At 68.8% G+C, this 17,819-nt stretch carries 19 protein-coding genes; 5 read left to right on the top strand and 14 right to left on the bottom strand.

Annotation, left to right across the window (positions count from 1 at the left end):
• Positions 1-86 precede the first annotated feature (86 nt).
• Entirely contained in the window at positions 87-1,103 is a 1,017-nt protein-coding gene (locus ABH915_RS15535; RefSeq protein WP_026266822.1) for an exonuclease domain-containing protein, read from the bottom strand.
• Between the two features lie 102 nt (positions 1,104-1,205).
• Between ABH915_RS15535 and ABH915_RS15540 the strand changes: the two genes are divergently transcribed.
• A complete protein-coding gene (locus tag ABH915_RS15540) occupies positions 1,206-1,973 on the top strand; it encodes a VTT domain-containing protein (protein ID WP_018775736.1) in 768 nt (255 codons plus the stop codon).
• Positions 1,974-2,088: 115 nt separating this feature from the next.
• Here ABH915_RS15540 and rdgB read toward each other — a convergent pair whose 3' ends face one another.
• The 4 genes from rdgB to murI are packed head-to-tail and all read right to left on the bottom strand — an operon-like array spanning position 2,089 to position 5,376.
• Positions 2,089-2,766, bottom strand: coding sequence for an RdgB/HAM1 family non-canonical purine NTP pyrophosphatase (rdgB, locus tag ABH915_RS15545; RefSeq protein WP_370122934.1), 678 nt, complete (start codon positions 2,764-2,766; stop codon positions 2,089-2,091).
• Positions 2,763-3,521, bottom strand: coding sequence for a ribonuclease PH (gene rph / locus ABH915_RS15550; RefSeq protein ID WP_026539601.1), 759 nt, complete (start codon positions 3,519-3,521; stop codon positions 2,763-2,765). The genes rdgB and rph overlap by 4 nt, the downstream gene beginning before the upstream one ends.
• A 44-nt stretch (positions 3,522-3,565) precedes the next feature.
• Complete coding sequence (locus ABH915_RS15555) at positions 3,566-4,363, bottom strand: MBL fold metallo-hydrolase (protein WP_018775733.1); 798 nt, start codon at positions 4,361-4,363, stop codon at positions 3,566-3,568.
• Positions 4,360-5,376, bottom strand: a complete 1,017-nt coding sequence (gene murI / locus ABH915_RS15560; protein WP_370122938.1) for a glutamate racemase — start codon at positions 5,374-5,376, stop codon at positions 4,360-4,362. The genes ABH915_RS15555 and murI overlap by 4 nt, the downstream gene beginning before the upstream one ends.
• A 199-nt stretch (positions 5,377-5,575) precedes the next feature.
• Between murI and ABH915_RS15565 the strand changes: the two genes are divergently transcribed.
• Positions 5,576-6,370, top strand: a complete 795-nt coding sequence (locus tag ABH915_RS15565; RefSeq protein ID WP_370122940.1) for an EAL domain-containing protein — start codon at positions 5,576-5,578, stop codon at positions 6,368-6,370.
• Here ABH915_RS15565 and ABH915_RS15570 read toward each other — a convergent pair.
• Entirely contained in the window at positions 6,367-6,936 is a 570-nt protein-coding gene (locus ABH915_RS15570; RefSeq protein ID WP_370122942.1) for a DUF2017 domain-containing protein, read from the bottom strand. The two genes, ABH915_RS15565 and ABH915_RS15570, sit on opposite strands and share 4 nt — an antisense overlap.
• Positions 6,929-7,294, bottom strand: coding sequence for an ATP-dependent Clp protease adapter ClpS (gene clpS / locus ABH915_RS15575; RefSeq protein ID WP_018775730.1), 366 nt, complete (start codon positions 7,292-7,294; stop codon positions 6,929-6,931). Before clpS ends, ABH915_RS15570 begins: the two co-directional genes overlap by 8 nt.
• A gap of 37 nt (positions 7,295-7,331) precedes the next feature.
• Here clpS and ABH915_RS15580 point away from each other — a divergent pair, with 37 nt between their 5' ends.
• The 3 genes from ABH915_RS15580 to ABH915_RS15590 all read left to right on the top strand — a co-directional run bounded on the left by ABH915_RS15580 (position 7,332) and on the right by ABH915_RS15590 (position 9,749).
• On the top strand, positions 7,332-8,660 hold the full coding sequence (locus ABH915_RS15580) for a nicotinate phosphoribosyltransferase (protein WP_370122945.1): 1,329 nt from the start codon (positions 7,332-7,334) through the stop codon (positions 8,658-8,660).
• Positions 8,661-9,326 carry an isochorismatase family protein gene (locus ABH915_RS15585; protein ID WP_370122948.1) on the top strand — a complete coding sequence of 222 codons (666 nt, stop codon included), beginning with the start codon at positions 8,661-8,663 and terminating at the stop codon, positions 9,324-9,326.
• 75 nt (positions 9,327-9,401) lie between these two features.
• On the top strand, positions 9,402-9,749 hold the full coding sequence (locus ABH915_RS15590; RefSeq protein ID WP_026539606.1) for a hypothetical protein: 348 nt from the start codon (positions 9,402-9,404) through the stop codon (positions 9,747-9,749).
• 126 nt (positions 9,750-9,875) lie between these two features.
• On the opposite strand, the gene ABH915_RS15595 is transcribed toward ABH915_RS15590, so the two are convergent.
• The 7 genes from ABH915_RS15595 to ABH915_RS15625 all read right to left on the bottom strand — a co-directional run bounded on the left by ABH915_RS15595 (position 9,876) and on the right by ABH915_RS15625 (position 17,707).
• On the bottom strand, positions 9,876-11,672 hold the full coding sequence (locus tag ABH915_RS15595) for a DEAD/DEAH box helicase (RefSeq protein ID WP_018775726.1): 1,797 nt from the start codon (positions 11,670-11,672) through the stop codon (positions 9,876-9,878).
• Positions 11,673-11,899: 227 nt separating this feature from the next.
• Complete coding sequence (locus ABH915_RS15600; RefSeq protein WP_370122952.1) at positions 11,900-12,217, bottom strand: DUF3039 domain-containing protein; 318 nt, start codon at positions 12,215-12,217, stop codon at positions 11,900-11,902.
• 60 nt (positions 12,218-12,277) lie between these two features.
• Positions 12,278-13,060 (bottom strand): glucosamine-6-phosphate deaminase, encoded by a 783-nt coding sequence (gene nagB, locus ABH915_RS15605; RefSeq protein ID WP_370122955.1) that lies wholly within the window; start codon positions 13,058-13,060, stop codon positions 12,278-12,280.
• A 59-nt stretch (positions 13,061-13,119) separates the two neighbouring features.
• Positions 13,120-14,691, bottom strand: a complete 1,572-nt coding sequence (locus ABH915_RS15610; protein WP_370122958.1) for a transporter — start codon at positions 14,689-14,691, stop codon at positions 13,120-13,122.
• Positions 14,673-15,488, bottom strand: coding sequence for an ABC transporter ATP-binding protein (locus tag ABH915_RS15615; protein ID WP_370122961.1), 816 nt, complete (start codon positions 15,486-15,488; stop codon positions 14,673-14,675). Before ABH915_RS15615 ends, ABH915_RS15610 begins: the two co-directional genes overlap by 19 nt.
• 117 nt (positions 15,489-15,605) lie before the next feature.
• Positions 15,606-16,706 carry an NADH:flavin oxidoreductase/NADH oxidase gene (locus ABH915_RS15620; protein WP_370122963.1) on the bottom strand — a complete coding sequence of 367 codons (1,101 nt, stop codon included), beginning with the start codon at positions 16,704-16,706 and terminating at the stop codon, positions 15,606-15,608.
• Complete coding sequence (locus tag ABH915_RS15625; RefSeq protein ID WP_370122965.1) at positions 16,706-17,707, bottom strand: co-chaperone YbbN; 1,002 nt, start codon at positions 17,705-17,707, stop codon at positions 16,706-16,708. Before ABH915_RS15625 ends, ABH915_RS15620 begins: the two co-directional genes overlap by 1 nt.
• Positions 17,708-17,819: the final 112 nt, after the last annotated feature.

Raw genomic sequence — 17,819 nt, forward strand, 5'->3', positions numbered from 1 at the left:
GCGTGGGGGGAATGATTGTTGCGCCGTGTGACTGCCGCTTCAGGCAGGCCCAGGTCTGGCAGCACCAGGGTCAGGCAGGACCAGGGTCAGGCAGGTGCGGCAGCAAGGTGTCCGCCGACCATCTGCAGGAATTCGCCCTCAGACAGGACCTCGATGCGTTGCCCGCGTTCGTGCAGTTCCAGGACGCGGCGCGCCTTGCCGGTCAGCCGGCCGGAGCGCAGGTCCGCGGCCACGAACCCGTCGCCCACCACCAGGACGGTGGTACGGGCTGTAACCCGGCTTTCAGGCCTGGCGCCAAGCTCTGCGGAACGGGCCTTGGCTTCGGGGCGGGGAATTGCCAGTTCGCCGGTGAACACGACGGTCTGGCCGAACAGCGGGTGGTCGGGGCTGGCGGCGGCGTTGGGGGCCGGGTTGGGGCCTTCCTCCGGCCACCCGGCCACGAACCGACGGCCCGGGGGCGAGCCGGCGGTTCCCCCCGCGAGCGCCTCCATCGCGGCCAGGGTCGCCTTGGACAGCGGGTCGCGCCGGGGGTCGAACGCCGGCTGGTGCGATACCGCCAGGCCGAGGGACAGGTAGAGCTCCGCGATGCTTGCTGCCCCGTTGCGGGCGGCGATGTCAATCAGGATGCCGGCACAGGCGCGGGCGTCCTCCGCGGCATCGTGGTGGTTGAGCAGAGGGACGCCGGCCTCCTCGGCGGCGTAGGGCAGCGAATTGGACACCAGGGAGTAGCAGCGCCGGGACAACATCACCGTGCAGACGTAGTCGTAGGCGGGTCCGGACAGCCCGGACACCTCCAGGCCGGAGCGGATCACGCCCAGATCGAACGCTGCATTGTGCGCCGCCAGCACGTCGCCGCCAATGAACGCGCCGATCTCCGGGAACAGCTCCCCGAACCGGGGCAGTCCCGCCACCTGGTCCGGCCTGATGCCGTGGATCCGCACGTTGTGGTGGTCGAAGGTGTCATGGTTTTCCGGCGGCCGCATGAGCCAGGAGGCTTCCTCGACGACGACGCCGCCCCGGACCTTGCTCAGGCCGACAGCGCACGGCGAACCGCGAAAGCCGTTCGCAGTCTCAAAGTCGATCGCCGTAAAGTCCAAAGCCACGGCCCAACTTTACCGTCCGCGGGCGGCACCCCCGCACCGGACCCGGCCCGCCGGGGCCGGCCGGCGGCCGTCAAGTACCCTTAACGGGTGAACGTACTAGCAATGAGCGACCTCGCCGTGTCCGCCCTTGGCGGCGCCGGCCCCGTCCAGCCGCAGATGGCCTCCTTCCTGCCCGACTGGCTCAACCCGCAGGTTTTCCTGGCGAATCCCGCGTTCGCGCCGTGGGTGGTCCTGCTGATCTGCGGCATCATCTTTGCCGAGACCGGGCTGCTGATCGGCTTCTTCCTGCCCGGCGACTCCATGCTGTTCACGGCCGGTCTGCTCGTGGCCACCGGCACCATCCAGGTCAACATCTGGGTCCTGACCGCGCTCATCATCGTCGCCGCAATCATCGGCAACCAGGTGGGCTACCTGATCGGGTCCAAGGCCGGACCTGCCCTGTTCAACAAGCCCGATTCCAAGCTGTTCAAGCGTGAAAACGTGGAAAGCGCGCATGCCTTCTTCGAAAAGCACGGCGGCAAGGCCCTGATTCTGGCCCGGTTCGTTCCCATCATCCGCACCTTCGTCCCGGTGATCGTGGGCGTCGCGCAGATGAGCAAGCGGAAGTTCTTTACCTACAACGTGATCGGCGCGGTGCTGTGGGGCGGCGGCGTCACGCTCCTGGGCTACCTGCTCGGGGACAAGGTCCCGTGGGTCAAGGACAACCTGGACATCATCTTCATCGCCATCGTGCTGGTCTCCGTGATCCCGATCGGCATCGAGGTGGTCCGCGGCATGATCGCCAAGCGCCAGGCTGAGAAGTACGGCACCGGCGTCGTGGACGAATTCATCGAGGAGCACGAGCCGGAAGAAGAGCGCCGGACCCCGTAGCGCAGTGCCGCAGTAGACGCGGTAGTTAACTTAAGGAAGGCGCCCCACCGTGTGGGGCGCCTTCCTTCGTCCTGCCCGGCCTGGCCGGTGTGTCCGCCTGGCCGGCGTGGGCCGGCTACTTCCCGGCCAGGGCCTCGACGATGGCCGGCAGGAGCGCCCGGAACGCATGGCCCCGGTGGCTGATGGCGTTCTTTTCCTCGGAGCTGAGCTCAGCGCAGCTGCGGTCCAGTCCGCTCGGCTGCAGGACGGGGTCATAGCCAAAGCCGCCCTCCCCGCGCGGCTCCCGCAGGAGTGTCCCCTCCAGCTGCCCGTATTCCACAACTTCCCGGCCGCCGTCGGGCGAGGACCCGGGCACCGCCAGCGCCGCGGCGCAGACGAACGCGGCCCCGCGGTACTCCTCCGGCACGTCGGCCAGCTGGGCGAGCAGCAGCTGCAGGTTCGCGGCGTCGTCGCCGTGCCGGCCGGACCAGCGCGCCGAGAAAATCCCGGGCGCGCCACCGAGGACGTCCACGGCAAGTCCGGAGTCGTCGGCGATCGCCACAAGGCCCGTGGCCTGTGCCACCGCCCGGGCCTTGAGCAGCGAGTTTTCGGCGAAGGTCACGCCGGTCTCGGCGACGTCGGGGGCGCCGACGGCGCCGGCATCCACCACCTGCGTGTCGACGTCGAGCCCGGGAACCTGGCCGCGCAGCAGCTCTCGGAGTTCCCGGAGCTTGCCTTGGTTGTGCGTAGCGAGGACGAGCCGCGGGCCCGGGGTATCGGCTTCCGGCTGGCCTGCGAGGGGCGCCTCCGTCACGGGGCCTCCGCCAGGGTGTCGCGCTGGATCGCGGCGAGCTGCTCCGTGCCCAGCAGCGCCAGGTCCAGCAGCTTGTTCAGCTCGTCGCGGTCAAAGGGTGCGCCCTCGGCGGTGCCCTGGACTTCCACGAACTTGCCGGAGCCGGTCACCACGACGTTCATGTCGGTCTCGGCGCGCACGTCTTCGACGTAGGGCAGGTCGAGCATCGGGACGCCGTCGATGATGCCGACGGACACCGCGGCGATCGTATCGACCAGGGGCTGGGCGTTGCGGGCGATCATCTTCTTCTCGCGGGCGAACCGGATGGCGTCGGCGAGTGCCACATAGGCGCCGGTGATCGCCGCGGTGCGCGTGCCGCCGTCGGCCTGCAGGACATCGCAGTCCAGCACGATCGTGATCTCGCCGAGCGCCTTGGTGTCAATGATGGAGCGCAGCGAGCGGCCGATGAGCCGGGAGATCTCGTGGGTGCGGCCGCCGATTTTGCCCTTGACCGACTCGCGGTCGGACCGGGTGTTCGTGGCCCGGGGCAGCATGGCGTACTCGGCCGTGACCCAGCCGCGGCCCTCGCCCTTGAGCCAGCGCGGCACGCCTTCGGTCAGGGAGGCCGTGCACAGGACCCGGGTGTTGCCGAACTCGATCAGGGCCGAACCCTCGGCCTGCTTGGACCAGCCGCGCGTGATGCTGATCGGGCGCAGCTGGTCGGGGGTACGGCCGTCGGCGCGGATGACGGGGACACTGGGAGCTTGGGAAGTCATGCCTTTAGCTTATCGACTCACCCGGTCCGGCCCGGGCAGCACAGCTAGACGGTGTAGTGCACACCCGCGACGGCGACGGCCACGTCCTTGCCGAAGATCTCCTTGGCCTCGGCCATGACGGTGGTCGGCGACGTCCAGACCGGAATGTGCGTCAGCAGCAGCCGGCGCGCGCCGGCGGCGACGGCGGCCTCCCCCGCCCGCTTGCCCGTCAGGTGCACGTCCTTGATCGCGTCGTCGCGGCCTTCCTCGAACGCCGCCTCGCACAGGAAGAGGTCGGCGTCCCGCGCGGCGTCCTCCAGGCCCGCGCAGGAGTCCGTGTCCCCGGAGTAGCTCAGGATGCGGGTCACGGGCGTGCCGTCCTTCGCAGGCTCGGTGACCTCCACACGGAGGGCGTAGGCCTCCTCGACGGGATGGTTCACCGCGTAGGGCGTCACCGTGAACGGGCCGACGCTCACCGGCTTGCGCTCGGACCAGTTGCCGAAGTCGAATTCCTCGTGCATGCCCGGGTCCAGGTCCAGCCCGTAGGCCGTGGCCATCCGGTCAGCCGTCGCGGCGGGCCCCCATACCGGAATCCTGCCCCGCCCCCAGCCGCCCGGCTTCCAGCGCACGGCAACATGGAGCCCGCACAGGTCCATACAGTGGTCCGGGTGCAGGTGGGTGAGGAAGATCGCGTCAATGTCCTCCAGGTCCGTGTAGCGCTGGATGGCGCCGAGCGCCCCGCTGCCGAGGTCCAGGACGATCTTCCAGTTCCGCTCGCCGTCGTTGGCGGTCAGCAGATAGCACGACGCCGGCGAGCCCGGCCCCGGGAAGGAGCCGGTACAGCCCACGATGGTCAGCTTCACAGCAGTGGTCCCCCGCCCGCGGATCCGCCCACGAAGTTCGAGATCCGCGGCCGGCCCGCGCCGGCCCGGGCGGCGGCGATCATCTCCGGGGTGATCCGGGCGAGGCTGCCGGTGGGGTACTGTGCCGCGACGTGGTCCACGTGGCGGACACTGAGGACCTCGGGACCCAGGAAGCGCCGGGCGAGGTGCTCAAACTGGGCGGCGTCGCCGGTGGCGATGAAATTGTGCTCCGGCGCCGCGGCGTCCGTGCGCTCCAGGCCCCGGGAGGCCAAAGCCCGGTAGACGTCCTTGGCCGTCTCCTCGGCGCTGGAAACCAGCGTGACGTCCTCGCCCATGACGAAGGAGATCACGCCGGTGAGCAGCGGGTAGTGGGTGCAGCCGAGCACCACGGTGTCCACCCCGGCGGCAATGAGCGGTGCCAGGTAGTCCCGCGCGACGGCGAGCAGTTCCGGTCCGGTGGTGATCCCGGCCTCCACGTACGGTACGAACGCGGGGCAGGCGACGGACGTGATCTCCAGGTCCGGGGCCGCGGCGAAGGTGTCATCGTAGGCGCGCGAGCCCACCGTGGCCGAGGTCCCGATCACGCCCACCTGGCCCGTCCGGGTTGCCGCGACGGCACGCCGCACGGCCGGCTGGATCACCTCGATCACGGGGATCCCGTACCGGGCCGTGTACCGTTCGCGGGCGTCACGCAGCACGGCGGCGGACGCGGAGTTGCAGGCAATGGTCAGCAGCTTCACGCCGGAATCCACGAGCTCGTCCATGACGCCGAGGGCATTGGCCCGGACTTCGGCGATGGGAAGGGGCCCGTAGGGGCCGTGTGCAGTGTCACCGACATACAGGATGGATTCGTTGGGCAGCTGGTCGATGATCGACCTGGCCACCGTGAGGCCGCCGACGCCGGAGTCGAAGACGCCGATGGGGCGCGACGCCAGCTCCGCATTTCCGGCGCCGCCCGCTGCGGTCTCCGCCGCAGCTGGCGCTGCCGGATCCGTATTTGATGCTGAAGTCATGATTATTCGAGGATAGGGCTTCACTACACGCGCGGCCATCACATTGTGTCCTGCAACTCGTGTCTGATGGGTCACACAGGTTTCCCACGGATAGGCAACGCGAGGAAGAATCCTGCTCATCCTTGGAGCCCGCCGCTGTCCCCTCCCTGTATGCTATGGGCGCCGTCGAGATGTCGCCGGCGACCGTCGTGCCCCCACGATGGAAGAAACAGCGAAAGGAGCGCATGTGACATGCGACGGCTGCACGACATCGTCAAAGCTCGACTTCGATTTCAGCATGGCCTTCCAACCGATCTATGACGCCGTTGCTGGTCGCGTATGGGGCTACGAGGCACTGGTCAGAGGCTTGTCGGGCGAGGGGGCCTTTCAGGTCTTGTCTAGAGTCGCACCTGAGCAAAAGTACCGTTTCGACCAGGACTGCCGCGTCAAGGCTATCGAGCTGGCGTCGCGGCTGTTTCCTGCCGATGAGGATTTGATTCTTTCCATCAACTTCATGCCGAACGCCGTCTACGAACCGGCTGCGTGCCTTCGTGCGACGCTGCTTGCAGCCAAGCGTTGCAGCTTTCCGACGTCTTCGATCATGTTCGAGTTCACGGAGAATGAGGAGGTTTCCGACGCTGCCCACCTCACGAACATCATCACCGAATACCGCAAGCATGGTTTCACAACCGCCATCGACGACTTTGGTGCCGGCCATGCAGGGCTGGGGCTCCTGGCCGATTTCCAGCCAGACCTGATCAAGATCGACATGAAGCTCATCCGAGGAATAGACACCAGCCCGGCCCGCCAGGCTGTCGTTGCTGGCATCATAGGCATCGCCAAGGAGCTCGACATCACGGTGCTCGCAGAGGGCATCGAGACGGAGGCAGAGTTCCGGATTCTGCAGGAAGCCGGCATCCGCTTGTTTCAGGGGTATTGGTTCGCAAAGCCGGCATACGAGGCGCTTCCACAGATACAGTCCGTGCCTGTTTCTGACGCCACCGCTGTCGCTTAGCGGCCCTTCGCATCGAGCGAGTGCACCATGGCCTGGACCAGCGACTCCTGCAGCCACGTGGTGAAGTTGTACACCAGGGCCAGGTAGCTTTCCACGTCCTCGGCCTGGGCCCAGTCCTGCATGAGGTGGACGTTGTCGGCGTCGGCGTCGTCACGGATGTCCAGGCGTTCGGCCAGCACCAGCCGGACATCGTTGAGCGCGGTGGCCCAGTGCCGGGCGTCGTCCGGGGTCAGGACGAGGTTCTCCCGGTCCAGGCTCAGGGCGGCCGCCTTCAGCGCGCCGATCTTGCTTTCGCGCAGCGAGCGCTCGGTGTACCGGCGGAACTCCAGGGAGGCGTCGTCGTCGTTCTTCATCACGTTCGGCAACAGCCGCCGCATGGCGCGGTCCGACGGCTCGCGGGCTTCAGTGTCCAGGCCCACCAGGGCCGCCAGCGGGTCCTCGTTGGCGCGCTGCTCCGGCTCCAGCATGGAGATGACGTCGTCGAAAAGGCTGCGCAGCAGTTCCCGCTCGGCCGGCTCCAGATAGCCTTTGATGCCCTTGAGCCCGTACTTGAATGCCTTAGCCACGTTTTCCCTTGCCTTTGCCGGAACCGCCCGCGTTGCCGCCCGTGGCTTTTTCCACCGTCGCCCAGAGGCCGTAGCCATGCATGGCGACGGCGTGCTGCTCCACCTGTTCCTTGCTGCCGTGCGCCACGATCGAGCGGCCCTTCTTGTGGACCTCCATCATGAGCTTGTTGGCCTTGGCCTCCGAGTAGCCGAAATAGCTGCGGAACACATAGCTCACGTAGCTCATCAGATTCACGGGATCGTTCCAGATCACGAGGTTCCAGGGGACGTCCGGGGCGGTCAGGACGTCGCCGGACGTCACTGTTCCGGTCTGGGTGCTCTCCCGTGTGTCGGGGCCGAGCGCAACGCTGAGGGTCATCTGTCCATTCTATGGGGATGCACACTAGAGTGAATTTGTGAGTACCTCCGCCGGCTGGGACCGTCCCCGCACGTCCCTGTACACCGACCATTACGAGCTGACCATGCTGCAGGGTGCCCTGCAGTCCGGCGCAGCCCACCGCAAATCGGTCTTCGAGGCCTTCGCGCGGCGGCTCCCGGACGGGCGCCGCTACGGGATCGTGGCGGGCACCGGCCGCCTGCTGGAGGGGATCGCGAACTTCCGCTTCGGCGAGCAGGAACTGGACTTCCTGCGCCGGACCAAAGTGGTCAACGACCAGACACTGGAGTACCTGGCCGGCTACAGCTTTTCCGGCGACATCTGGGGCTATCCGGAGGGTGAGGCGTACTTCCCGAACTCCCCCGTGCTGATCGTGGAGGCCACGTTCGCCGAGGCCTGCATTCTGGAGACCTACCTGCTCTCCGTGCTCAACCACGACTGCGCCATCGCCTCGGCCGCCTCCCGGATGATCTCCGCGGCAGGAACCCGCCCGTGCATCGAGATGGGATCGCGCCGGACACACGAGGAATCGGCGGCCGCCGCCGCCCGGGCCGCGGTCATCGCCGGGTTCGACAGCACCTCGAACCTGGAGGCCGGATTGCGCTACGGGCTGAAGACCGTGGGCACGGCCGCCCATTCCTTCACCCTCCTCCATGACACCGAGCGGGAAGCCTTCGAGGCGCAGATTGCCGCCTTTGGGCCGGACACGTCCCTGCTGGTGGACACCTACGACGTCGAAACTGCCGTCCGCACCGCCGTCGACCTCGCCGGGGACAAGCTGGGCGCGGTCCGGCTGGACTCGGGCGACCTCGTGGCCCAGGCCCAGTGGGTGCGCCAGCTCCTTGACGAGCTCGGCAACGACCACACCAAGATCGTGGTGACCTCCGACCTCGACGAATTCGCCATCGCGGCGCTGGCCTCCGCGCCGGTGGACTCCTACGGCGTGGGCACCTCGCTCGTGACCGGTTCCGGCGCCCCGACGGCGAGCATGGTCTACAAGCTCGTCAGCCGCACCGACGACGCCGGCGATTTCATCTCCGTCGCCAAGGCCGCCAAGAACAAAGCCAGCAAGGGCGGCCGGAAGTACGCGCTGCGCAAGCTCAACGAGCGCGGGACCGCCACGGCGGAAATCGTCGGCGTCGGCCATCACCCGGAGGACGACGGCAACGACCGTCCGCTGCTGCAGCAGTTCGTCAAGAACGGCGAGCTTCTGCCCGGGTGGACCGGGCCCGAGGGGGTCCAGCGCGCCCGCCGCCGCCACGCGGAGACCATGCGGGAGCTTCCCGCAGTGGTCAACCGGCTCCAGCGCGGCGAGGCGGCCATCCCCACCATCTACGAGGAGGACTGAATGTCCCGCGCCCTGATCATTGTTGACGTCCAGAACGATTTCTGTGAGGGAGGTGCCCTGGCCGTCCCCGGCGGGGCAAGCCTGGCCGGGGAAATCAGCGAGTACGTCGACGCCCACCACGGCCAGTTCGACCACGTCGTGGCCACCCAGGACTGGCACATCGATCCGGGTGCACACTTCTCGGAGGAACCCGATCTCGTGGACAGCTGGCCGCGGCATTGCGTGGCGGGCACCCGCGGGGCCGAACTGCATCCCGATCTCGATCCCGAACACATCCAGGCGTACTTCCGCAAGGGACAGTTCGCCGCGGCCTACTCCGGCTTCGAAGGGCTCCTGGCCCCCGAGGACGACGTCCCCACCGGTGACCGCCAGCCCGGCGCCATGCCCGTTACCGGCGCCGGCGCCGAAGACGCCGTGGGTTCCTTCGCCGGTGATTTCGCAGTCAGCGACGATGCGATCGGACTGGACGACTGGCTGCAGAGCCACGACGTCGAGGACATCGTGGTGGTGGGCATCGCCACGGACTACTGCGTCAAGGCGACCGCCCTGGATGCCGTCCAGGCCGGCTACTCCGTCACGGTGCTGCGCGGATTGACGGTCGGCATTGCCGAAGACCTGGACGACGCCGTGGCCGAGATGGAGCTCGGCGGCGTCGATGTCCTCTGAGCCAGTAGACTCGAAATCCTTGCCCTATCGCCAGTCTTGCCATATTGACAGTCCCGTAGAACCCCGGAGTACACCATGAAGAAGACCCTGACCGTCCTGATTGCCGCCGGAGCGTTGCTCGGCGCGGCCGGCTGCTCGGCCACGCCGCAGCTGACCAACGAGGAAACCTGCGCCCGGGTCAAGACCGTGGTCTCCGCCCAGTCGGCCACGTCGGACAAAGCCGGCATGACCAGGGTCGCCAACCAGCTGCGGCCCATCAAGGCGGCGGCCTCCGAGGACCTGCAGGCTCCGCTGCAGACCATCATCGAATACTTCGACGAGTCGGCCAAGCCATCCCCGGACACCGCCAAGCTCGAGGACATGAAGGCCGACTACACCGCGGCAGGGCAGACCTACGGCCAGGTCTGCGGCGCCGGACAGTAGCCGAAGCAAAATTCACAGCAGAGTAAACAGCAGAGGGACCAGTTCACAGTGAACTGGTCCCTCTGCTTGTTGCCCTGCGACAAGTGGCCTCTGCTCATGGACTCCTGCCCATAACCCTGCGCGGGGCTACTTCCGGCCGATGAACCAGTCCTGGAGCTTGCGCAGACGTGTCTGCAGCTGTTCCTCGTTGGCCTGTGCGACGGCCGGGCCGCCGCAGACGGTCCGGAGCTTGGTGTGGATGACGCCGTGCGGGGTCCCGGTGCGGGCCGACCAGGCCGCGACGTTCTTGGCCAGCTCGGTGCGCAGGTCCATGAGCATCCGGTGGTCCGGGACGGCCGGGGCGGCCGCCGCGGCGGCACTCGAGGCATCAGCCTGCGGGGAGCGCCTGTTCTTCCGGTTCAGCTGCTCGTGCTGGCGCTGGCGCAGCAGCGTGCCGACCTGTTCGGCGTCCAGCAGGCCGGGGATCCCGAGGAAGTCGAGCTCGTCCTCCGAGCCCACCTCGCCGCCGGTGCCGAACTCGCCGCCGTCGAAGAGCACCCGGTCAAAGGACGCCTGGGAGTCGAGGGCCTCGAACTTGCCCTTCATCAGGGAGTCGGAGGCCTTCTCCTCACGGTTCGCCTCGTCCATGAGCGAATCCTCTGGATTGAAGAGGCCGTCGCTGTCTTCCTTCTCCGGGCGGTCCAGCGCGTGGTCGCGCTCGGCCTCCATCGAGTTGGCCAGCGCCATCAGCTGCGGCACCGAGGGCAGGAAGACCGACGCCGTCTCGCCGCGCTTGCGGGCACGCACGAAGCGCCCCACGGCCTGGGCGAAGAACAGCGGAGTGGAGGTCGAGGTGGCGTAGACGCCGACAGACAGCCGGGGAACGTCCACGCCTTCGGAAACCATCCGGACGGCCACCATCCAGCGCTTCTCGCTGGCGGTGAATTCCTCGATCTTGCTGGAGGCCTTCGCGTCGTCGGAGAGGATGACGGTGGGAGATTCGCCGGTGATCTTCTTCAGCTGGCCGGCGTACGCGCGGGCGTCCTCGTGGTCGGTGGCAATGACCAGGCCGCCGGCATCCGGAACGCTGCGCCGGACCTCGCTGAGACGTTTGTCCGCGCCGGCCAGGACCGCGGGAATCCATTCGCCGGCCGGGTTCAGCGCGGTGCGCCAGGCCTGGGAGGTGATGTCCTTCGTGACGGCCGACTCCCCCAGCGAGGCGGCCATCTCGTCCCCCGCGCTCGTGCGCCAGCGCATTTGGCCGGAGTACGCCATGAACATCACCGGGCGGACCACGTGGTCGCGCAGCGCCTTGCCGTAGCCGTAGGTGTAGTCGGCCTTGGAGCGCCGGATCCCGTCGCGGTCCTCGGCGTACTCCACGAACGGGATGGGCGAGGTGTCCGAACGGAAGGGGGTGCCCGTCAGGGAGAGCCGCCGGGCCGCCGGGTCGAACGCCTCGCGCAGGCCGTCGCCCCAGGACAGGGCCTCGCCGCCGTGATGGATTTCGTCCAGGATCACCAGCGTGCGGGCGGCTTCGGTCTTGGCCCGGTGCAGCATGGGCTTGCTGGCCACCTGGGCGTAGGTCACGGCAACGCCGATGAACCCGCGGCCGTGCTGGCCGTCGGCATTCTTGAAGTTCGGGTCGATCGCGATGCCCACCCGGGCTGCGGCGTCGGCCCACTGGCGCTTCAGGTGGTCGGTGGGCGCCACGATGGTTACGCGGTTGACCACTCCGGACTCGATGAGCATGGACGCCACGCGCAGGGCGAAGGTGGTCTTACCCGCGCCGGGGGTTGCGACCGCAAGGAAATCCTTGGGATGGGTGCTGAAGTAGCTGTCCAGCGCCTCCTGCTGCCAGGCGCGCAGCTTGGGGGCGGTGCCCCAGGCTGCCCGCTCGGGATAGGCGGGGGGCAGCGTGGGTCCGCCGAAAAGTGTCTCCGTCATTAAGGCGCCCTCCATCCGCGCATGGCTGCAGCCGACGGAGAAACCCAATTAAGCACAAAAACACCAATCTTTTTCGGATGGACCCGGCGGAACCCCGCACCAGGCGGAACCCGGACAGCATGGACCGGCAATCAGGAAAGCAGAAAATCAGGGGCGCGACGGCGCGCCGCCATGGGGAAACGCCGTCCGTGGACGGCTAACGGAACCTGTTGTTCCGCCTATTGCCCTTACTTGTCGCCGGAGCCCTTGCCGCCGTCGTTTCCGGGGCGCAGGCCCTCGTAGACTTCCTTGCATTCGGGGCAGACGGGGAACTTCTGCGGGTCCCGGCCCGGAGTCCAGACCTTGCCGCAGAGCGCGATCACCGGTTCACCGGTCAGCGCCGATTCCATGATCTTTTCCTTGCGCACGTAGTGCGAGAAGCGTTCCCGGTCACCGGGCTCAACTTCCTGGCGCAGTTCCTCGCGCTCGATCGTGGCCGTTGACGTCCCGGCTCCGGAGAGCTCGCGCATCGGATCGTTTTCGAGAGGATCGGTCATGCTAGTCATGACACCCATCTTAGCCGTAGGAAGGGCGCCGCCGGACCTGCCGGGTGCCGGCGGCGGGGCCTAGAGGCCCTGCCAGGCGGGTTTGTGGTCGTAGCTGTGGCGGTAGTAATCCGCCAGCCGCAGCGACGACGCCGCCGCCTCGTCCAGGAGGATGGTGGCGTGCGGGTGCAACTGCAGCACGGAGGCCGCACAGATGGCGGCGACGGGGCCTTCCGCGAGGTCCCGGACGGCCTGGGCTTTCTGCGCGCCGGTGGCAACCAGGATCACGTGGCGGGCATCCAGGATGGTGCCCAGACCCTGGGTCAGGACGTGGTGCGGCACGTCGGCCAGGCTGCCGAAAAACCGTGCGTTGTCCCGGCGTGTCTGCTCGATCAGGGTCTTGATCCGCGTCCGGGACGCCAGCGACGAGCCTGGTTCGTTGAACCCGATGTGGCCGTCCGTTCCGACGCCGAGGAGCTGAAGGTCCACTCCCCCGGCGTCGCGGATGGCGTCTTCATAGGCCCGGCAGGCCGCCGGGATGTCCGGCGCGGCGCCGTCGGGCACGTGGACGTTGTCCGGGCTGATGTTCACCCGGGCGGTGAATTCGCGCGCGATCACCTCGCGGTAGGACTCCGGATGGCCGGCCGGCAGTCCCACGTACTCGTCCAGGGCGAAGGCGCGGACCCGGCTGAAATCCAGGCCGGCCCGCTCGTGCCGGGCCGCCAGTTCGGTGTAGACCGGCAGCGGCGTGGAACCGGTCGCCAGGCCCAGCACGGCGTCGGGCTTGCGGCGGAGAAGGGCCTCCACCGCATCGGCGGCAAGCGACGCGATCTGTTTGCTGCCGGGAAGGATGACAACTTCCATGGTCCTGCCTTTGCTGACCTACCTGGTGTCCGAGTCTGCGCACTCCCAGCATGCACCCGTCAGCGGTTGACGGCCAGTTGTGCCAGCAGCTCCGGTGCCCGCCGGTCCAGCCATGCTCCGCCGCTCCGGATGCCGACGGCGAAGAGTGCGAGGCCCAGCACGGGCCCGAGGACCACAGTGATCCAGCCCGGCACGGGGCTGCCGGTGATGAACTGCGCGGCCACGAGCGCCGCCTCGGGCGCCACGAGGACCATGAGGACGGCCATGCCGCCGAACTGCACGGCGAGGGTCTGGGCCACGTTGCCCGGAGGCTTCTTGAACGGGCTGTCCCCCGGCAGCGGGACGCTCACGGTGTAGCGCGCCGAGATCACCGACGCCAGGCCCAGGCCGGAGAAGAGGACACCGAGGGAGAGGCCCAGGACCGCGGGCAGCTTGTCCCAGTCGCCGGTGAAGAAGAACGGACCGACGCTGAAGAGGACCACCACCGGCAGCGCGAAGCTCAGGCACGCCAGCGCCCGGCCGAGCCGGTCGTCGGCGCCGCGCACCCCCGTGGCCACGTGCAGGGCGAAGGCGGTGCTGTCATAGGAGACGTCCGTGGAGATCGACCAGGACAGGAGGAAGGCCGTCAGCGGCCCGACAAACTGGAACGGGCCGTAGAACCCGCTCTGGCTGCCCTGGAAGAGGAACAGCACCGGCAGGAGCGGAACGACCACGAGCGCGCCGGCGTAGCGGGGGTCGCGCAGCCAGTAGTACAGGGATCGCGCGGCGACGGCGGCGGCCGGTGTCGCCGGGAACAGCCCGAACAGGCCCGTGCCGCCGGTCCGACGCTTGGACGTCCCGGCGTAGGGCGGGGTCACGAGGGCGCGCTGCAGCAGGAGCTTCCACGCCAGGGCCAGGCCCGCCAGTGTGGCAACGGCGATGAGGAATTTCACGGCCGCGGCCGCGTAGCTGCCGGCAGCGAGCTCGCCGCCGAGTGAGAAGGCCGCCCCGGCCGGCGTCCAGGACAGTGCCCGGGCCAGGCCGGTCAGGAAATCGCCGGAACCGGCGATTCCCCTCGCAATGCCCGCCACGATGGGACCGGTGAGCACGAGCGGGATGAGGAAGGCGACGGCGCTGATGTCCTTGAAGCGCCGGGAGCTTGCCAGTCCGGCCGTGGCCGTGGTCACGACCTTGGAGAGCACGATGCAGCTCAGCACGCCCAGCACGGCACCGGCGAGGGCGCCGGCCGCGGCAGGCAGGCTGCGGGACCAGGTGCCCACCGTGGCGAGTGCAACGAGGGAGGTTGCGAGACCCGGTATGCCGATCAGGCCGCCGAGCGCCAGCCCGGCCAGCAGCTGCGGCATGGGCACTGCGAAGGTGGTGAAGCGGGCAGGGTCCAGCGTCATGTCCGCGGCGGAGACCGCGACGGGAATGATGGCCCAGCCCAGCAGGGCCGTGGCGCCGCCGAGGACCACCACGGTCTGGGCGAGTTCAATCTCCACCCCGCGCAGGACGAACAGCCCGGCCACGCAAACACCCACGATTCCCAGGGCATACAGGGCGCCGATCCCGAGGCCCACCAGCTGCCACGGGCTGCGCCGGACGCTGTTGCGCAGCAGGGTCAGCTTGAGCCTCAGAAGGTGCGCAACCATTCCAGCCCCTCCGTGTGGTTCCGGCCGCCCACGAGCTGCACGAAGCGGTCCTCGAGGCTGGCGCCGGCGCGGACTTCCTCCACGGTGCCTGCGGCGAGGACCCGGCCGCCGGCGACGACGGCGACGTGGTCGCACATGCGCTGGACCAGGTCCATGACGTGGCTGGAGACGATGACCGTTCCGCCCGAGGCAACGTAGCGGTCCAGGATGTCGCGGATGTTCGCCGCGGAGATCGGATCCACCGATTCGAACGGCTCGTCCAGGACCAGGAGCCGCGGGGCGTGGATCAGCGCCGAGGCCAGCGCGATTTTCTTGGTCATGCCGGCGGAATAGTCCACCACCAGCGTGCCGGCGTCACTGTCCAGGTCCAGCGCCGCGAGCAGCTCCGCCACCCGGGACGCCACCATTTCCCGGTCCATTCCGCGCAGCAGGCCGGCATAGGTGACCAGCTGCTCGCCGCTGAGGCGGTCGAACAGCCGGACGCCGTCGGGCAGGATCCCCATCAGCTTCTTGGCCTCCAGCGGATGCTGCCAGACGTCGACGCCGTGGACCAGCGCGGTGCCGAAGTCGGGGCGCAGCAGGCCGGTCGCCATGGACAAAGTGGTGGTCTTGCCGGCCCCGTTGGGCCCGACCACCCCGTAGAAGGAGCCCGCCGGAACGTCCAGGCTGATGCCGTCGACGGCGATTTTGTCGCCAAAGCGCTTGGCGAGGCCAAGCAGGGACAGGGCAGGAACCGGCGGCGAAGACGGGCCGGGCGGGGCTGGCTGTCCCTGCTGGCCAGGGGGTTGGAATGTCATGACGCCAGACTAACCGCAGGGCGGCGCGAAAAGGATCGTCCGCAAGGCGTAGGTTTCACACCCGGGAACCGGCCGCTGCTTTTGGAATCAAGGCCGGTTCTGGAACGGATGCCGGTTCTAGAACGAATGCCGGGGCAGGGCGCGCTCGTACTGCGGCGGCCACGCCAGGTCATGGCCGAGCTCGAACGCGGCCCGCAGCCACCAGTGCGGATCCCGCAGTGCGGCACGGGCGATGAACACGCCGTCGGCCTGGCCGGTGGCCACCGCGTGCTCGGCCTGCCCGGCGGACGTCAGGAGTCCCACCGTGCCGGTCCTGACCCCGGTTTCGCGCCGGATCCGGGCGGAGAACCCGGTCTGGTAGCCGGGGCCCACGGGAATCTGCTGGTGGGCAACGGCCCCGCCGCTGGAAACGTCCACCAGGTCCACTCCGCGCTCGGCGGCGGCAGCGGCCATCCGGACCGAGGCGTCAGCCTCGATCCCGCCCGGCGCCCAGTCCGAGGCCGAGATCCGCAGCAAAAGGGGCATGGAGTCCGGGATGACCGCTCGGACGGCGTCCACCACAGCAAGCGTCAGCCTGTTCCGGCCCGCCTCGTCGCCGCCCCAGCGGTCCGTGCGGTCGTTGACCAGCGGGCTCTGGAACTGGTGCAGCAGGTAGCCGTGCGCGCCATGGATTTCGATCGTGTCGAACCCGGTGTCAACGGCCCGCACGGCGGCTGCGGCGAAATCGGCGATCACGCCGTCGATCTGCGCTTCCGTCATGGCCGACGGCGGCGCGTAGCCGTCAAACGCGCCCGTGCCAGGACCCACGGTGTCCCAGCCGCCCTCGGACGCCGGCACGCTGCCCTTCGCGCCGGAGAACGGCCAGTAGGAGGACGCCTTCCGGCCGGCGTGCGCCAGTTGGGTGCCGATCTTGGTCTCCGCGGTGCCGTGGCGGTGCACGAAGGCGGTGATGCGTTCCCAGGCCGCGGCCTGGTCGTCGTTGTAGAGGCCGGCGTCGCGGGGGCTGATCCGGCCCGCGGCGTTCACGGAGTTGGCCTCGGTGAGGATCAGGGCCGCTCCCCCGGTGGCAAAGGAGCCAAGGTGCATGAGGTGCCAGTCGTTGGGCACGCCTTCGCCCGTCTCGGGCTCGCAGCTGTACTGGCACATCGGGGACACCCAGCCGCGGTGCTGCAGCCGCAGCGACCTCAGGTCCAGCGGCGTGAAGAGCGCGGATCCCACTAGAAGAGCACCCGGGCCAGCCCCTGGCGGGCCTTGGCGACGCGCCCGTCACCGGTGCCGACGACGTCGAAGAGTTCCAGCAGCCGGACCCGGGCGGTCTCCCGTTCCGGGCCGAAGTTGCGGCCAATGAACGTCACGATCCGGCCGAGTCCGTCCTCAATGTGGCCGCCGGCGATGTCCAGGTCCGCAACGCCGAGCTGGGCCTCGAGGTTGTCCGGCTCGTCGGCGGCGAGCCGGCGCAGGGCATCCGCCTCGGGCCCGGAGATGGCCTGCAGGCGATCCATCAGTTCCACCTGCGCCAGGCCGGCCTTGGCCTCCGCATCGGCGGGCATCTCGTTCAGGGCCTGACGGTAGGCGGCGGCCGCGGCCGCGTAGTCGCCTGCCTCGATCGCGTCGAACGCCGCCTGGTGCAGCGGCGGCAACGGCGGGGCCTCCGGTTCCGCACCGCCCGGCCCGCCGGCACCGATCTGTCCGGTCACGCCGTTGGCGGCCGCGACCTTGAGGAGTTCATCGAACAGGCTGCGTACCTGCTGTTCGTCCGCGCCGCCCTGGAAGAGCGGAACGGGCTGGCCCTTGACGACGGCGACGGCGGTCGGCACGGCCTGGACCTGGAACGCCTGGGCAAGTTCCGGGAAGACGTCGATGTCCGCGGCCCCGAGGACCAGCCGGCCGTCGTAGCTCTCGACGATGCCTTCGAGGACATCCACCAGCTGGCCGGAACCTGGCGAGTAGGAGGCCCAGAGGGCGATCACCACGGGCACCTGGGCCGAGAGGTCCACGAGCTCCTGGAAGTTGCCCTCGGTCACATCCACGCGCAGCGGCCGGCCTGCATGGTCGGCCGGTGCTGCCGGGGCACCGGCAGCACCGGCGGGGCCGGGGGCTGCAGCGCCGGGTGCGGATGGCGCCGGCCGCTGTTTCAGGGCGGAGAGATCGACGGCGCCGCGCAGGTTCAGCGGGCTGGCGGCAACTGGCGGGACCGGGCGGGAAGCTGGCGTAGTCATAGCTCCACTCTATCCACTACGCCACACGCAGCAACGACCGGGCCGCGATGGCGGCCCGGTCGTCTGCTGTGCTGTGCCCGGGCCGTGATTCTCAGCGGGGGCAGGTTCCTGC

Origin of the sequence: Arthrobacter sp. MW3 TE3886 (genome assembly GCF_041262145.1) — a bacterium.
Classification (GTDB): Bacteria; Actinomycetota; Actinomycetes; order Actinomycetales; family Micrococcaceae; genus Arthrobacter.